This is a genomic window from Cupriavidus sp. JZ107 (assembly GCF_053903255.1).
On the sequence record NZ_CP096480.1, the window covers coordinates 608,921 to 622,827 of the forward strand.

The 13,907-nt window shown below is 68.0% G+C and carries 10 protein-coding genes; 7 read left to right on the forward strand and 3 right to left on the reverse strand.

What is annotated here, in order from left to right:
• The first annotated feature begins 454 nt into the window (after positions 1 to 454).
• The 6 genes from M1D55_RS02585 (at position 455) to M1D55_RS02610 (ending at position 9,905) form a co-directional block, all read left to right on the forward strand.
• Complete coding sequence (locus M1D55_RS02585) at positions 455 to 1,930, forward strand: amidase (RefSeq protein ID WP_456281362.1); 1,476 nt, start codon at positions 455 to 457, stop codon at positions 1,928 to 1,930.
• A 109-nt stretch (positions 1,931 to 2,039) separates the two neighbouring features.
• Complete coding sequence (locus tag M1D55_RS02590) at positions 2,040 to 3,374, forward strand: MFS transporter (protein WP_456281025.1); 1,335 nt, start codon at positions 2,040 to 2,042, stop codon at positions 3,372 to 3,374.
• 259 nt (positions 3,375 to 3,633) lie between these two features.
• Positions 3,634 to 4,089: a hypothetical protein gene (locus tag M1D55_RS02595; RefSeq protein ID WP_006575723.1), complete on the forward strand. Its 456-nt coding sequence runs from the start codon at positions 3,634 to 3,636 to the stop codon at positions 4,087 to 4,089.
• A gap of 154 nt (positions 4,090 to 4,243) precedes the next feature.
• Positions 4,244 to 5,617 (forward strand): TolC family protein, encoded by a 1,374-nt coding sequence (locus M1D55_RS02600; protein WP_043440507.1) that lies wholly within the window; start codon positions 4,244 to 4,246, stop codon positions 5,615 to 5,617.
• A gap of 2 nt (positions 5,618 to 5,619) precedes the next feature.
• On the forward strand, positions 5,620 to 6,780 hold the full coding sequence (locus M1D55_RS02605) for an efflux RND transporter periplasmic adaptor subunit (RefSeq protein WP_456281026.1): 1,161 nt from the start codon (positions 5,620 to 5,622) through the stop codon (positions 6,778 to 6,780).
• 5 nt (positions 6,781 to 6,785) lie between these two features.
• Positions 6,786 to 9,905: an efflux RND transporter permease subunit gene (locus tag M1D55_RS02610; RefSeq protein ID WP_043440510.1), complete on the forward strand. Its 3,120-nt coding sequence runs from the start codon at positions 6,786 to 6,788 to the stop codon at positions 9,903 to 9,905.
• Positions 9,906 to 9,998: 93 nt separating this feature from the next.
• Here the strand turns inward: M1D55_RS02610 and M1D55_RS02615 are convergent, their stop codons facing one another.
• The gene (locus tag M1D55_RS02615; RefSeq protein ID WP_456281027.1) at positions 9,999 to 11,642 is read right to left on the reverse strand and encodes a hypothetical protein; all 1,644 of its coding nucleotides are present in this window, start codon (positions 11,640 to 11,642) and stop codon (positions 9,999 to 10,001) included.
• Between the two features lie 181 nt (positions 11,643 to 11,823).
• Between M1D55_RS02615 and blaOXA the strand changes: the two genes are divergently transcribed.
• On the forward strand, positions 11,824 to 12,741 hold the full coding sequence (blaOXA, locus tag M1D55_RS02620; protein WP_456281028.1) for an OXA-837 family class D beta-lactamase: 918 nt from the start codon (positions 11,824 to 11,826) through the stop codon (positions 12,739 to 12,741).
• Between the two features lie 65 nt (positions 12,742 to 12,806).
• On the opposite strand, the gene M1D55_RS02625 is transcribed toward blaOXA, so the two are convergent.
• Both M1D55_RS02625 and M1D55_RS02630 read right to left on the reverse strand, forming a co-directional pair.
• The gene (locus M1D55_RS02625) at positions 12,807 to 13,121 is read right to left on the reverse strand and encodes a hypothetical protein (protein ID WP_064573984.1); all 315 of its coding nucleotides are present in this window, start codon (positions 13,119 to 13,121) and stop codon (positions 12,807 to 12,809) included.
• A 26-nt stretch (positions 13,122 to 13,147) separates the two neighbouring features.
• Positions 13,148 to 13,366, reverse strand: coding sequence for an isochorismatase (locus M1D55_RS02630; RefSeq protein ID WP_456281029.1), 219 nt, complete (start codon positions 13,364 to 13,366; stop codon positions 13,148 to 13,150).
• Positions 13,367 to 13,907: the final 541 nt, after the last annotated feature.

Genomic DNA, 13,907 nt, shown 5'->3' on the forward strand with positions numbered 1-13,907 from the left:
GATACAGCGCTCACGTCGTTCCCGCGCAGGCGGGAATCCAGTGTCTTCAGAAGCCTCGGGGTTCCCGCCTACGCGGGGACGACGACGGCGCAAGCAATCTGAACCGCCCTTCGGGGCGGTTTTTTCTTTTCCGGCCGCTCTCGTGTGCGGCACTGCTTCGAATGCGCGGCACCGCATCGTGCCGCGATCTTCCCGGACCGATTCTTGCGTCCAGCGCCAGCCACGTACCGACAGCCCGCCAGCGGTGCGAGGGTTTCCGCCAATGCCGACGAGCCTTGGTCCGCCCTAAACTATTGCATATAGTATACCGACGCAGCACTTAGCCTCGCCTCCGCCAGAGGGGCAGGCGTGCTGCCGTCAGGGTCGCGGCATAGAACAACAGGCAACAACAAGAACAGGAGCCGACGTGAGCCTGCCAACGTCCCCGTCCATCCCGGCCCGCGCCGGTGCTTCCCTGCGCCAGCAAACAGCCGCCGCCCCGCCCGGCGCGCGCTATCGCCCGCTATGGCAGGCTGTCGACGATCTCGCCGAGGGCCGCACCAGCGCCGAGCAACTGCTCGATCTCTGTCACGCCGCCTGGGCCGAACGCAATCCGCTGCTGAACGCCATCGTGCTCGCCGACTTCGATGCCGCCCGGGAGCAGGCGCGCGCCAGCGATGCGCGCCGCCGCCAGGGCAGGGCGCTGGGGCCGCTCGATGGCGTGCCGTTCTCCGTCAAGGAATCGTTCGACGTGGCCGGCTGGCCGACCACCTGCGGCAATCCGGCGCTGCGCGAGCACGTCGCGCAGCGCGACGCCACCGCGGTCCAGCGGCTGCGCGAGGCCGGTGCGGTGCTGGTCGGCAAGACCAATGTGCCGCTCGGCCTGCGCGACTGGCAAAGCTATAACGCGGTCTACGGCACCACGCGCAATCCGCACGATCCGTCGCGCACGCCGGGCGGTTCGTCGGGCGGCAGCGCGGCGGCCGTCTGCGCCGGCATGAGCCTGTTCGACATCGGCTCGGACATTGGCTCGTCCCTGCGCAATCCCGCGCACTACTGCGGCGTGTTCTCGCACAAGAGCAGCCACGGCATCGTGCCGCTCAGCGGTCATGGCACCGGCGCGGCGTCGTTCGGCATCCAGGACATCAACGTCGCGGGCCCGATCGCCCGCAGCGCGCGCGATCTCGAACTGGTGCTGCAAGCGATCGCTGGTCCGGAAGGCGCCGACGCGCAGGCTTTTCGACTGGCGTTGCCGCCGTGCCGACTGGATTCGCTGGCGCAATTCCGCGTCGCGGTGCTGCCCTCGCACCCGCAGGCCGAGGCCGACCGCGAGGTCAGCGACTGCATCCAAGGGCTGGGCCGCTGGCTCGAAGGGCAGGGCGCCAGCGTTGCCTGGCATGTACGCCCGTCGTTCGACGCCGAAGAACTGTGGCGTGTCTACGTGCTGCTGCTGCGCGCGACCACCTCGGTCCATATGCCGGACGGCGCGTTCGCCGACGCCATCCAACAGGCCGCGGCCGCCACGCCGGACGATACCCGCTACGCGACCCTCCAGCATGTCGGCGCCACGCTGCACCACCGCGACTGGCTGCTGTTGCAACACGCGCGCGAGCGCTTCGCGCAGGCCTGGCAGCGCTTCTTCGACGACTACGACGTGCTGCTGTGCCCGGCGGCGACGACGACCGCCTTCTCGCTGAACGAATCCGGCGAGCCCTGGCAGCGCCATCTGGACGTCAACGGCAAGCCGCAAGCGATGACGACCCAGCTGTTCTGGGCCGGCCATTCCGGACTGTGCGGACTGCCCTCGACCGTCGCGCCGATCGGCCCCGCCAGCAACGGTCTGCCGGTCGGCGTGCAGATCGTCGCCGGGCGCTACCGCGACCTGACCGCGCTGCGTTTCGCGAATCTGCTCGAAGCGGCGGGCTTCGCCTTCCGGCCGCCGCCGGGCTGAGCACGCCTCGCTGACACCACGCAAACACCAGGCAAACACCCCACCGAATTCGCACGCCGCGCGGCCCACCACGCCGCCGCGATGCCCACACTGACAAGGAGCGACGATCATGCTGGACTGGTTCAAAGAGCTATCGCGGATGGAGCGCAAGGGGTTCTACGGCGCTTTCCTCGGCCATGCGGTCGACGTGTTCGACTTCATGATCTATTCGTTCCTGATCTCGACGCTGCTGACGCAGTGGCAGATGAGCAAATCGACCGCGGGCGCGATCGTCACGTGGACGCTGGTGTCGTCGCTGGTCGGCGCGATCGGCGCCGGCATGCTGGCCGACCGCTATGGCCGCGTGCGCGTGCTGCGCTGGACCATCGTGGTCTTCACCGTCGCCTGCTTCCTGTGCGGGCTGGCCAATTCGCCCGAGCAGCTGATGCTGTTCCGCATGATCCAGGGCATCGGCTTCGGCGGCGAATCGTCGCTGTGCATGGTGCTGGTGACCGAGATGATTCGCAATCCGGCGCACCGCGGCAAATACTCGGGCTTCACGGCGAGCAGCTATTCGTTCGGCTGGGGCACGGCGGCGCTGGCCTATGGCCTGACCTTCAGCCTGTTCCCGGCCGAGACGGCCTGGCGGGTCTGCTTCTTCCTCGGCATCGTGCCGGCGCTGGTGGTCTTCTATCTGCGCCGCAACCTCGACGAGCCCGAGGTCTTCGTCAAGACGCGCGCCGAACGGGCCGCCTCGCAGGGCTCCGCCTGGCAGGAGCTGGGCCGGCTGGTGCGGCGGCCGCTGCTGCGCAAGACCGTGCTGTGCAGCCTGCTGTCCGGCGGCATGCTGGGCGCCTACTACGCGATCGCGACCTGGCTGCCGACCTTCCTGAAGACCGAGCGCGGCCTGTCGGTGTTCGGCACCAGCTCCTATCTGGCGGTGACCATCCTCGGCTCGCTGGTCGGCTATGTGGCTGGCGCCTACGCGACCGACCGGCTGGGACGGCGGCCGACCTATGTGCTGTTCGCCGCCGGCGCCTTCGTGATGGCGCTGATCTATATGGTGATCCCGGTCTCCAACCTGTCGATGCTGTTCCTCGGCTTTCCGCTAGGCGTGCTGATGCAGGGGGTGTTCTCCGGCATCGGCGCGACCATCTCGGAGTCGTATCCGAACGATATCCGCGCGACCGGCTACGGCGTCTCGTACAACCTCGGCCGGGTGATCGGCTCGTTCTTCCCGCTGTCGGTCGGCTGGCTCAGCTCGGGCCGGACCTCGTTGCCGCTGGCCATCGCCATCGTCGCCGGGGCCGGCTATGCGCTGGTCGTGTTCGCCGCGCTGATGCTGCCGGAGACCACCGGCATGGATCTGGACAAGGCCGGCGGCGACGAGGCCGACCGGGACGAAACGGCGCCCGGCAAGGTCGGGCTGGCGCCGGCGCCGGGCGTCGGCGGCACCGTGGCCTGACCCGGCCGAGCCCGCGCAGATCGCGCAAAGCGGCGACAAATCGGGCGCAACTCGGTCGCAAATCGCGCCGAACGGGCAGGGGAGCCGTGCCCCGCCCGATATCCAGATCGTCACGTTTTCGGGAACAACCTAGGGCTAACCCTGTCCATGCGATTGCATTCGGTTACAATGCCGCACTTGCGTCTTATTACGCAGAGCACTAACCGTCATATTTTTGGCGTAGTGCCTCTGCCCGCATACCGACGCCAACTTCCCCTTGATGCGAGCCTTTCTACCGTTTCTGATCGCGGCCTGCCTGTTCCTGCTCTCCTTCGGAGCGCAGGCGAGCACGCGTCTGGACGCGGCGGCGGGGCTCGGGCAAGGACAGATGCGCGTGGGGCCGCTGGTCTGCAGCATGGCCGCGGTCGCCGCGGTGGCTGCTCGGGCGGTTTCCAGCGATGACGACGGCAGCCGCATCGTCGCCCCGGGCGACGACGGCATCCACGCCGACGACGACGTCGCCGAAGCCGCCTCCCACCCGGGCTACTGCAATATCTGGTCGGCGGACCTGCTCGATCCGCCCGACGTGCTCGACGAAATCGAGGAATCGAGCGCGCTGTTCGCCTTGCCGGCGGCGCCGCTCGAACTGCCTTCCGGCGATGTCTCTCCGCCTCGCCACGGCCGCGCGCCGCCACTGCCTGCGGCGCTGTTCAAGCCCCCCATCTTCTCCGCCTGATTGCTGACGCGCCGGTCCGGCTCCGCGTCGGACCAGTCGCGCCCCCTATCTGCGTGTCTTGCTCGCGGCGTTCGCTGCCGTGGGCCGTGTGCTTGTCGCGGTAACGCCGTCCGCGCGTAGCCGGCATGCAGTGGTCCGGCTTTTTCTCGTTGCCATGAAGATCTCTACGCTTACCCTGATAGCGTCGCTTTCGCTTGGGGTGTCGTCGGCCTTTGCCGCCGATGCCTTCTCGCTGGAGCAACTGCTTTCCCTGTCCCAGAACTCGAACAAGGGCGTGGCCGCCGCGCATGCCGGCGTGGACGCCGCCAGCGCCGCCGTCACCAGCGCGGGCGCCTATCCGAATCCGCAGGTCGAAATGATGTACGGCCGCCTGCGCGGCCGGCAGGCCGGCGTCGCCGAGGGCAACACGCCCAGCTTCTCGATCACGCAGCGCCTCGACTACCCCCAGCAGCGCAGCCTGCGCCGCTCGATCGCCGAACGCAATCTCGACGCGACTGAGGCGGGTCTGCAGGCCTTCTATGCGGACCTCGCCGGCCGCGTCAAGACCGGCTACTTCGGCGTGCTGCGCCGGGAGAGCGAACTGGCGGCGGCGCGGGAAGACCTGGCGATGATGAAGCAGGTCCATTCGCGGGCGCGCCTGCGCGTCGAGGTCGGCGAGGCGCCGCGCTATGAGCTGATCCGGGCCGAGACCGAACTGCTGGCCGCGCAGAAATCGCTGCAGAGCGCCGAATACCGCGTCGACCAGGCCAAGGCGGCGCTGCGCCAGCAGGTCGGCGGCGCGCTGCCGCCGAAGTTCGCGCTGGCCGGCAGCCTCGGCCAGATCCCGAACGTGCCCGATCTGGCGGTGATGCGGGAGCGCCTGAGCACGGCCAATGCCGAACTGGTCCAGCGCCGCATGGAGCTGGAGCGCGCCAATCTGGCCGTCGACTACCAGCGCTCGCTGCGGTTGCCCGAGCTGGCGGTGCGCGCCAGCACCACGCGCGAGCCGGACAACAGCGTGTCCCAGGTCGGCCTGGTGCTGACCATCCCGTTGTGGGACCGCCGCAAGGGCCCGGTGGGCGAGGCGGTCGCGCAAGCCACGCAGGCACGCAGCGCCTATGAGCTGCGCGAATTCGAACTGGCGCAGGAACTCGAGTCGGCGTACCGCCAGCTCGAAATCACGCAGGCCCAGGTCACCGCGCTGGAGTCCGGCATCGTCCGTGAGGCCGAGAACGCGCTGCAGGTCGCGCAGGCGGCCTACCGCTACGGCGAGCGCGGCATCCTCGAAGTGATCGATGCCCAGCGCACGCTGCGCAACGCTCGCAACGAACTGATCGCCGCCCAATACGACCAGCAGATGGCCGTGATCCAGATCGAACGCCTGCTGTCGATGGCGCCCGGCATGTCCACGCCCGGCGTGACCCCGGGCAGGACCTCGGACGTGACTCCGGATGTCAGCCCGGCTATGACCCCGGCCGTGACCTCCGCCACGACCCCGGCCATGACCCCGACCGCCGCGACCCTCTCCACCGAATCGAACAAAGACTGACCATGCGCCCCATTTCTCTCCGTACCCTGGCGGTGGCTGCCGCCATGATGTTGACGCTCGCGGCCTGTTCCGAGGAGCCGCCGCCCGCAGCCGAGGCGCCCAAGCTGCCGCCCGGCGTGGTCAAGCCCGAGCCATCGCTGCAGCAGCAGCTGAAGGTCGCGCCGGTGGCCACCAGCCCGTTCAGCGAGATGCTGCACGTGGCCGGCCGCATCGATTTCGACGAGCAGCGCGTGGCCCGCATCGGCGCCTCGGTGACCGGCCGCGTGACCGATCTCTACGCGATGCCCGGCCAGGAAGTGAAGGCCGGCCAGGTGCTGGCGCGCCTGCACAGCAGCGAGCTGGGCGCCGCGCAGATGTCCTACCTGAAGGCATTGGCGCAATCGCAGCTGCAGGCGCAGAACGCCGAGCGCGCGCGCCAGCTGTTCGCCGCCGACGTGATCGGCCGTGGCGAGCTGCAGCGCCGGGAGAGCGAATACGCGATCGCCCAGGCCGAGATGCACGCTTATCGCGACCAGCTGCGCGTGCTGGGCATGTCGAAGGCCGCGATCGCCGAGCTGTCCAAGGGCGGCAGCATCAACTCGTATTCGCCGGTGTATTCGAGCATCAGCGGCACCGTGGTCGAGCGCAAGGTCGCGCAGGGCCAGGTGGTACAGCCCGCCGATTCGCTCTATACGGTGGCCGACCTGTCGCGCGTCTGGGTCGTGGCCGAAGTGCCCGAGCAGCAGGCCGCGCTGGTCGCCGAAGGGCAGACGGTCGAGATCGACGTGCCGTCGCTGGGCGCCGGCACGGGCCGCAGCCGGATCGCCGGCAAGCTGATCTATGTGGGCCGCACCGTCAATCCCGAATCGCGCACGGTGCTCGTTCGTACCGAACTCGAGAACCGCGAGGGACGCCTGAAGCCGGCGATGCTGGCCAGCATGGTGATCGCCAGCCGGCCGACCGAGCGGCTGGTGGTGCCGGGCTCGGCCGTGGTCCGCGATGGCAACGAGGAGCAGGTCTACGTCGAGCAGGGCGAGGGCCTGTATCGCGCCGTGCCGGTCAAGCTCGGCGCGGAGAGCGACGGCATGCGCGTGGTGCAGAGCGGCGTCAAGGCTGGCGACCGCATCGTGGTCAATGGCGCTTTCCATCTCGATAACGAGCGCAAGCGCCTCGAGCAAGGTTGACCACGATGATCGAATCCCTAGTCCAAGCTGCCATCAAACAGCGGCTCGTGGTCTGCGTGATCGCGGTCGTGCTGTTCTTCTTCGGGCTGCGCGCCGCCGGCAAGCTGTCGGTCGACGCGTTCCCCGATGTCACCAACGTGCAGGTGCAGATCGCCACCGAGGCGGCCGGCCGCTCGCCCGAGGAGGTCGAACGCTTCGTCACGGTGCCGATCGAGATCGCGATGACCGGCCTGCCCGGCCTGGTCGAGATGCGCTCGCTGAACAAGGCGGGACTGTCGCTGATCACGCTGGTGTTCACCGATGCCACCGATGTCTATTTCGCGCGCCAGCTGGTGATGGAGCGGCTGATCGAGGTCGGCGGCCGCATGCCGGAAGGCGTGACGCCGGTGCTCGGTCCGGTGTCGACCGGTCTGGGCGAGGTCTACCAGTACACGCTGGACCGCGCCGATGACGGCGACCGCGAGCTGACGCAACAGGAACTGTCCGAGCGCCGCATCGTGCAGGACTGGGTCGTGCGCCCGCTGCTGCGTTCGATCCCGGGCGTCGCCGAAATCAACTCGCAGGGCGGCTACGTCAAGCAGTATCAGGCGCTGATCAATCCGGACCGCATGCGGCACTACGGCATCTCGGTGCAGCAGGTCTACCAGGCACTCGCCAACAACAACGCCAACTCGGGCGGTGGGGTGCTGCCGCACTACGCCGAGCAGTACCTGATCCGCGGCGTGGGTCTGGCGCAAGGCGTCGAGGACCTGAAGAGCATCGTGCTGAAGGAGATCAACGGCACGCCGGTCTACCTGCGCGACGTCGCCGAGGTCACCATCGGGCATGAGGTGCGGCAGGGCGCGCTGATCAAGAACGGCCAGACCGAGGCGGTCGGCGGCATCGTGATGATGATGCGCGGCGGCAACGCCAAGGAAGTCGTCAGCCGCGTCAAGCAGCGCGTCGCCGAGATCAACGAGCGCGGCATGCTGCCCGGCAAGCTGCAGATCGTGCCGTACTACGACCGCAGCGAACTGGTCGACGCCGCGTTGTGGACGGTGACCAAGGTGCTGCTCGAAGGCGTGGTGCTGGTGGTGATCGTGCTGTTCCTGTTCCTGGGCGACCTGCGCTCGTCGGTGATCGTGCTGGCCACGCTGGTGCTGACGCCGCTGCTGACCTTCATGGTGATGAACCAGGTGGGGCTGTCGGCCAACCTGATGTCGCTGGGAGGGCTGGCGATCGCGATCGGCCTGATGGTTGACGGCTCCGTGGTGGTGGTCGAGAACGCCTTCGAGCGATTGGGGCGCAAGGATGAGCTGAGGCTGTCGAAGACCGAGGTGCTGGTCAAGGCGGTGCAGGAAGTGGCGACGCCGGTGATCGTCGGCGTCGGCATCATCATCCTGGTGTTCCTGCCGCTGATGACGCTGACCGGCACCGAGGGCAAGATGTTCGCGCCGCTGGCCTTCACCATCGCGATCGCGCTGGCCATCTCGCTGGTGCTGTCGCTGACGCTGTCGCCGGTACTGTCGTCCTACATCCTGAAGGGCGGGGCCGAGCACGATACCCGCGTGATCGCCTTCCTGAAGCGCCACTATCTGCGGATGCTGAAGGTGGCGATGGCAAACAGCCGCAAGACCGTGGTCGCTGCCGTCGTCGCGTTCCTGGGCACGCTGGCGATCGTGCCGCTGCTCGGTTCGTCGTTCATGCCGGAGATGAAGGAAGGCTCGATCGTTCCGGCGATCGACCGCGTGCCGAACATCTCGCTGGAGGAATCGATCAAGCTGGAGAAGGAGGCCAACAAGCTGGTACTCAGCGTACCGGGCGTCAAGTCGGTGGTCTCCGGCGTCGGCCGCGGCGAAAGCCCGGCGGACCCGCAGAGCCAGAACGAGTCGACCCCGATCGCCAGCCTGAAGGACCGCGACGAGTGGCCCGACGGCTGGACGCAGGATGACATCGCAGAGCAGATCCGCCAGAAGCTGCGCGCCATTCCGGGCGTGCAGATCGTGATGGCGCAGCCGATTTCCGACCGGATCGACGAGATGGTCAGCGGCGTGCGTTCGGACATCGCGGTCAAGATCTTCGGCGACGACCTCGGCAAGCTGCGCGAGCTGGCCGGCGAGGTCGCGCGCGTGGCGGGCGGCATCCAGGGCTCGCAGGACATCCGCATCGAGCGCATCACCGGTCAGCAGTACCTGTCGATCGACATCGACCGCCAGGCGATCGCGCGCTACGGGCTCAATGTCTCGGACATCCACGACATCATCGAGATCTCGATCGGCGGCAAGCGCGCCACCGACATCTTCGAGGGTGAGCGCCGCTTCAGCGCCGCGGTCCGTCTGCCGGAGCGCTTCCGCCACGATGTCCAGTCGATCCGCCAGCTGCTGGTGACCACGCCCGACGGCATCCAGGTGCCGCTGCAAAGCGTGGCGAAGATCGAGGTCAGCGACGGCCCGGCGCAGATCAGCCGCGAAATGGCCAAGCGCCGCGTCGTGGTGATGATCAACGTCAAGGACCGCGACCTCGGCGGCTTCGTCGCCGAGCTGCAGCAGGCGGCCGACAGCAAGGTCAAGCTGCCCGAAGGCTATTACTTCGAGTGGGGCGGCCAGTTCCAGAACATGGAACGCGCGATGGGCCACCTGAAGATCATCGTGCCGATCACGATCGCCGCGATCTTCTTCCTGCTGTTCCTGCTGTTCAACTCGCTGCGCTTCGCCACGCTGATCATCACAGTGCTGCCGTTCGCGTCCATCGGCGGCATCATCGGCCTGTTCATCACCGGCGAATACCTGTCGGTGCCGGCGTCGGTGGGCTTTATCGCGCTGTGGGGTATCGCGGTGCTGAACGGCGTGGTGCTGGTGTCCTACATCCGCAATCTGCGCAACAACGGCATGGACCTCGACGAGGCGGTGATCCACGGCGCCACCATGCGGTTCCGTCCGGTGATGATGACGGCAACCATCGCGCTGCTGGGCCTGGTGCCGTTCCTGTTCTCGACGGGCCCGGGCTCCGAGGTGCAACGCCCGCTGGCGGTGGTGGTGATCGGCGGCCTGATCACGTCCACGCTGCTGACGCTGGTGATGGTGCCGACGCTGTATCGCTGGTTCGACGACCGCAAGCCGAATCCGGCGACGGACGAGCCGGTGTAACCGAAGGCCGGGCGCCGGCGCCGTGCCGGCGCCATGGTGGTGCGTTGGGGTCCCCGCGAAGGCGGGGGCCCTTTTTTATTGCCCGGCGTTCAGTCAGTCGTCCTGCGCCAGCCGATGCACCGGCTCCGGCAGTGCATCGAGCAGCGGCTTGCCGAAATACTGGCGATCGCTGACCGCCAGCTGCTTCAGCCCTTCCCGCAGCAGCCGCAGCGCCTTTGCCGCCGGCTCCAGTTGCCCGGCATGCGCGGAATACCACGCCAGTTCGAACCACAGGCTGCTCTGCTGCAGCAGCGGATACTTGCGCTCGCCGCGCTGCGATTCCGCCAGGCGCCAGGCGGCGACCTCGTGCCAGCTGTCCGGCCAGGCGGGGCCGGTGAAGGCGTCGGCGAACGGCCCGGCCAATTGGCGCAAGGCCGTCACGCCGATCGGTGCGGTCGCCTGGAATTCGGCCAGTGTGGGCCGTGGCGCGGTATGGCAGGCGCCGCGCGCGATGCGCATCAGGTAGATGGCGTTCCATGCGGACGGATGGCGGTTGCCGGCGCCGCGGCCCAGCCATTCGGACAGGCCGATCCACTGGATCGCGCGCTCCGCTTCTCCATCACGCAAGGCGCCGGACCATCCGATGCCGGCCTCGCCGAACAGCCATAGTGCCATGCCGATATTGGCGGCCACATGCTGCGCGGCATCGGAGACGTTCGATTCGAACGCCGCGGCCAACGCCTGATCGAAATGGGTGGCGGCCTGTTCGGCCAGTGCGCCAGCGGTCGCGGCGTCGTGCGGGGCAGCGACCAGCGCATTGGACCGCTGGATCAGCGCGGCGAGGTTGTGCCATTCGAAGCGGACATGCGGGTGGGCCTGCACCAGTGTCGCACTGGGCTGGTTCTGCGCCAGCGCCTGCAGCACGGCCAGCGCGCCGGGCAGGTCGCGCTCGTCGTAGGCGCACCAGGCGGCGACGATGCCTTCCATGGCGTCGAGATAGTCGTTGCCGGCGATGGCATGACCGCGCCGGCGCCGCTTCAGTGCGCGCAGCATCTTGCGGGTCTGTGCGCGATCGCCCAGGCGGCGCCACAGCAGCGCCTCGTTCAGCGCGACGAACGCGTGTTCGAACTCGCTGGCGGCCAGCCGCCGCGCGGCACGGAATGCGGTCAGCGCAGCGGGGGCGTCATGCCCGCCATTTCCACCTGTCCCGCCGGTCTTGGCCGCATCCTCGCGCGACAGCGGCGTCAACAGCCGCCCCTCACGCAGCGCCTGCTTGCCGTCGACAAAATGGCGCCAGAACGACAGGTCGGTCTGCGTGACCATCCGCTGCGGGATGAGCGCCTTGCCTTGGCCGGGCCCGTCGCGATCGAGGCCAAGAAACGCCGCAATCTCCGCCGCGCCAGCCGGAGCCCCGTCGACCACGCAGACGATGCGCTGGCGTTCATGCGCGGCAAGCCAGAACGGCCCCTGGCTGCGTCCCTCCAGATTCAGAAAGCGCGGATCGCGGCTGGCGTCGTCGCCCCATCCGACCGCCAGCTCCCAGCGCGCGAAGTCCTGGAAGGCCCGCGTGATCGCCATGCGCAGGGTGCGCGCATTGCTCATGCGCTCGCGCAGGTCGTCGGCGTAGACCAGCGGCCGGTGCGGCGCCTGTTGGGCCGCGTAGTGCAGCCGGACCAGCAGCCATACCGACTGGTAGGGCGCCCGGAGGCCATTGACGGTTTGCGGGGCGCACAGCTCGATTAGCAGGGGTTCGGGCATGGAGGCGGGCACAGAGATGCGGAATCGGGCACAGGGACGTGACAGCCGTGACAGCGGATGCAGATTGTCGCACGCACCGCGTTGGACTGGCGCATGCCTGTGGCTACGATGCGGGCTGTCCGGTCGGTGTCGCGCCACGCCGCCCGGACCGGCGCGCCATTCCCAAGTACAAGGAGAGACCATGAAGTCCCGAACGAACGAGCAGCCTCTGCATGGGCAACGTCTGTATCGCCGCCGTCTGCTGCAATTGGCCGGAGGCGCGGCGTTGCTGCCGGCCGCCCGGCTGGTGCAGGCCGACGACATCGCCCGGGTGGTGCAGCGGGCCGAGACCGCGGCGCCAGCCGAAGCCGTCCGCGAGGATCTGATGTCCCACTTCCGCGAGCTCGATGTCGACGGCTGCTTCGCCATGCTCGACGTCAAGGCGAACCGGCTGTCGCTGGTGAACGCGCCGCGCGCGAAGACGCGCATGGTGCCGGCCTCGACCTACAAGATTCCGAACAGCCTGATCGCCTTCGAAACGGGCGTCGTGGCCGATCCCGACCAGATTCAGCCGTACGGCGGCGGCAAGACGCGATTTCCGCAGTGGCAGCGCGACATGAACCTGCGTGAGGCGATCGCGATGTCGAATGTGCCGGTGTACCAGGGTGTCGCGCGCCGCATCGGCATGCAACGAATGCAGACGTGGGTCGACCGCCTCGACTATGGCAATCGCGAATTGGGCAAGCAGGTGGATCAGTTCTGGCTGCGCGGGCCGCTGGCCATTTCGGCCGTGGAGCAGACCCGTTTTCTCGCGCGGCTGGCGCAGCAGCAGCTGCCGGCCTCGCGGCTCAGCCAGCAATGGGTGCGGGAGATCCTGAAAGTCGAATCGGGCGGCGACTACGCGCTATTCGCGAAGACCGGCTGGGCGATGGACGCCGGGCTGAACCACGGCTGGTGGGTGGGTTGGGTCGAGCGCAACGGCGGCGTATTCACCTTCGCACTGAATATGGATCTGCAGCGCGAGGAGCTCGCGCCGAAGCGCTTGACGATCGCGCGGGCGATGATGGTCGAGCTGGGCGCATTGCCCGCGCAATACGTGCCGGCGCGCAAGACGAGCTAGCTCGGGGCTTGCCGCCACTGTCGGGTCACGATGGTGCGCGGGCCTACGCGCCTACGGGGTGACGCTCAGACTGTCGCGTCCAGCTCCGACGCGCGAGCTTTCGTCGCGGCGGCCTTGCGCTTGCCCTTGGTGAAGCTCGACAGGCCGTCGATCACATCGCGCCCGTAGGCGACGGCCGCTTCGATCGCCTCGCGCGGGCTACCGGCGCGATGCGAACGCAGCGCGGGCAGTCCGGTCGACGGCGCTCCGCCCAAGGCAATGATATTGATCGTCGCCTCGAAGCTGTCGCGCGCGGTGCCCGACTTGCCGGCCTGTTCGGCGGTGTGATGGACGTGGGCCGAGAGGCGATAGCCCTTGTAGACGGCGTGGTTGGCGTACATGGTGGACTCCTTGGTAATGCGCGCGCTCAATGGCGGCGCAAGCGCGCAATCGCGCGTTCGCCCGCTTGCCGGGCGACCTGCTTGGCCTGCGCTTCCGTGCGATGCAGCGTGTCGCGTACCGCGACGTTCTCGAGCACCCGCTCGCGGCCGCTTTCATAGCGGCTGACGATGTAAGTGGCGAACCACTGGCCGGGGCTTTGCTGGATCGGATGGACGGCGACGGTGTATTGATTGTTTGGATTCATGTGATGGGAATGGGGCGGTCCCTTGCCCTGTCCGGTGGATCCGCGCGAATGCGTCAGCGTGAGAAAGGACGCGTGCAGGCGGACTTCGGGCGCCGTGGCGCGTGGTGACACGCGCGACTTGCGACTTACCGAAAACGGCGATGGTCACTGCGCGTGATGCCGGCTCGGAGTGAGCGGAACATCCGCGATGCGATGACTGATTGGGAACGCTTGGGTGGTGAATGCCGGACGTCAGGTCGGGCGGCGGGGCCCTCGGGGCCAGCCGGACAGTGTCTTGTCTTAATAATCTGTCCGGGTTTTCGCCTCTTGGGGCGAAGGAGCACACTATAGCACGGTTACCTATGGAGCGCGGGGCAGTGGTTTGCGCTCGCTCTTGGCTGCAAGGAGGAGGCAGGGGGTTGCTCGATGGCCGTCGTGGTTTGCCGGTGCCCGTTGCCCTCTCCCCAACCCTCTCCCGCAAGCGGGAGAGGGAGCCGCTTACCGCGAGTGTGACGGCTGTCGCGGTCTGTTTTCGGAAGCCTTGTCGTAGCGAGGGTTTCCG

Coding starts and splice junctions, on each gene's coding strand:
- M1D55_RS02605 (WP_456281026.1), top strand. CDS start 5,620: ATGCGCCCCATTTCTCTCCGTACCCTGGCGGTGGCTGCCGCCATGATG.
- M1D55_RS02600 (WP_043440507.1), top strand. CDS start 4,244: ATGAAGATCTCTACGCTTACCCTGATAGCGTCGCTTTCGCTTGGGGTG.
- M1D55_RS02590 (WP_456281025.1), top strand. CDS start 2,040: ATGCTGGACTGGTTCAAAGAGCTATCGCGGATGGAGCGCAAGGGGTTC.
- M1D55_RS02625 (WP_064573984.1), bottom strand. CDS start 13,121: ATGTACGCCAACCACGCCGTCTACAAGGGCTATCGCCTCTCGGCCCAC.
- M1D55_RS02630 (WP_456281029.1), bottom strand. CDS start 13,366: ATGAATCCAAACAATCAATACACCGTCGCCGTCCATCCGATCCAGCAA.
- M1D55_RS02595 (WP_006575723.1), top strand. CDS start 3,634: ATGCGAGCCTTTCTACCGTTTCTGATCGCGGCCTGCCTGTTCCTGCTC.
- blaOXA (WP_456281028.1), top strand. CDS start 11,824: ATGAAGTCCCGAACGAACGAGCAGCCTCTGCATGGGCAACGTCTGTAT.
- M1D55_RS02615 (WP_456281027.1), bottom strand. CDS start 11,642: ATGCCCGAACCCCTGCTAATCGAGCTGTGCGCCCCGCAAACCGTCAAT.
- M1D55_RS02610 (WP_043440510.1), top strand. CDS start 6,786: ATGATCGAATCCCTAGTCCAAGCTGCCATCAAACAGCGGCTCGTGGTC.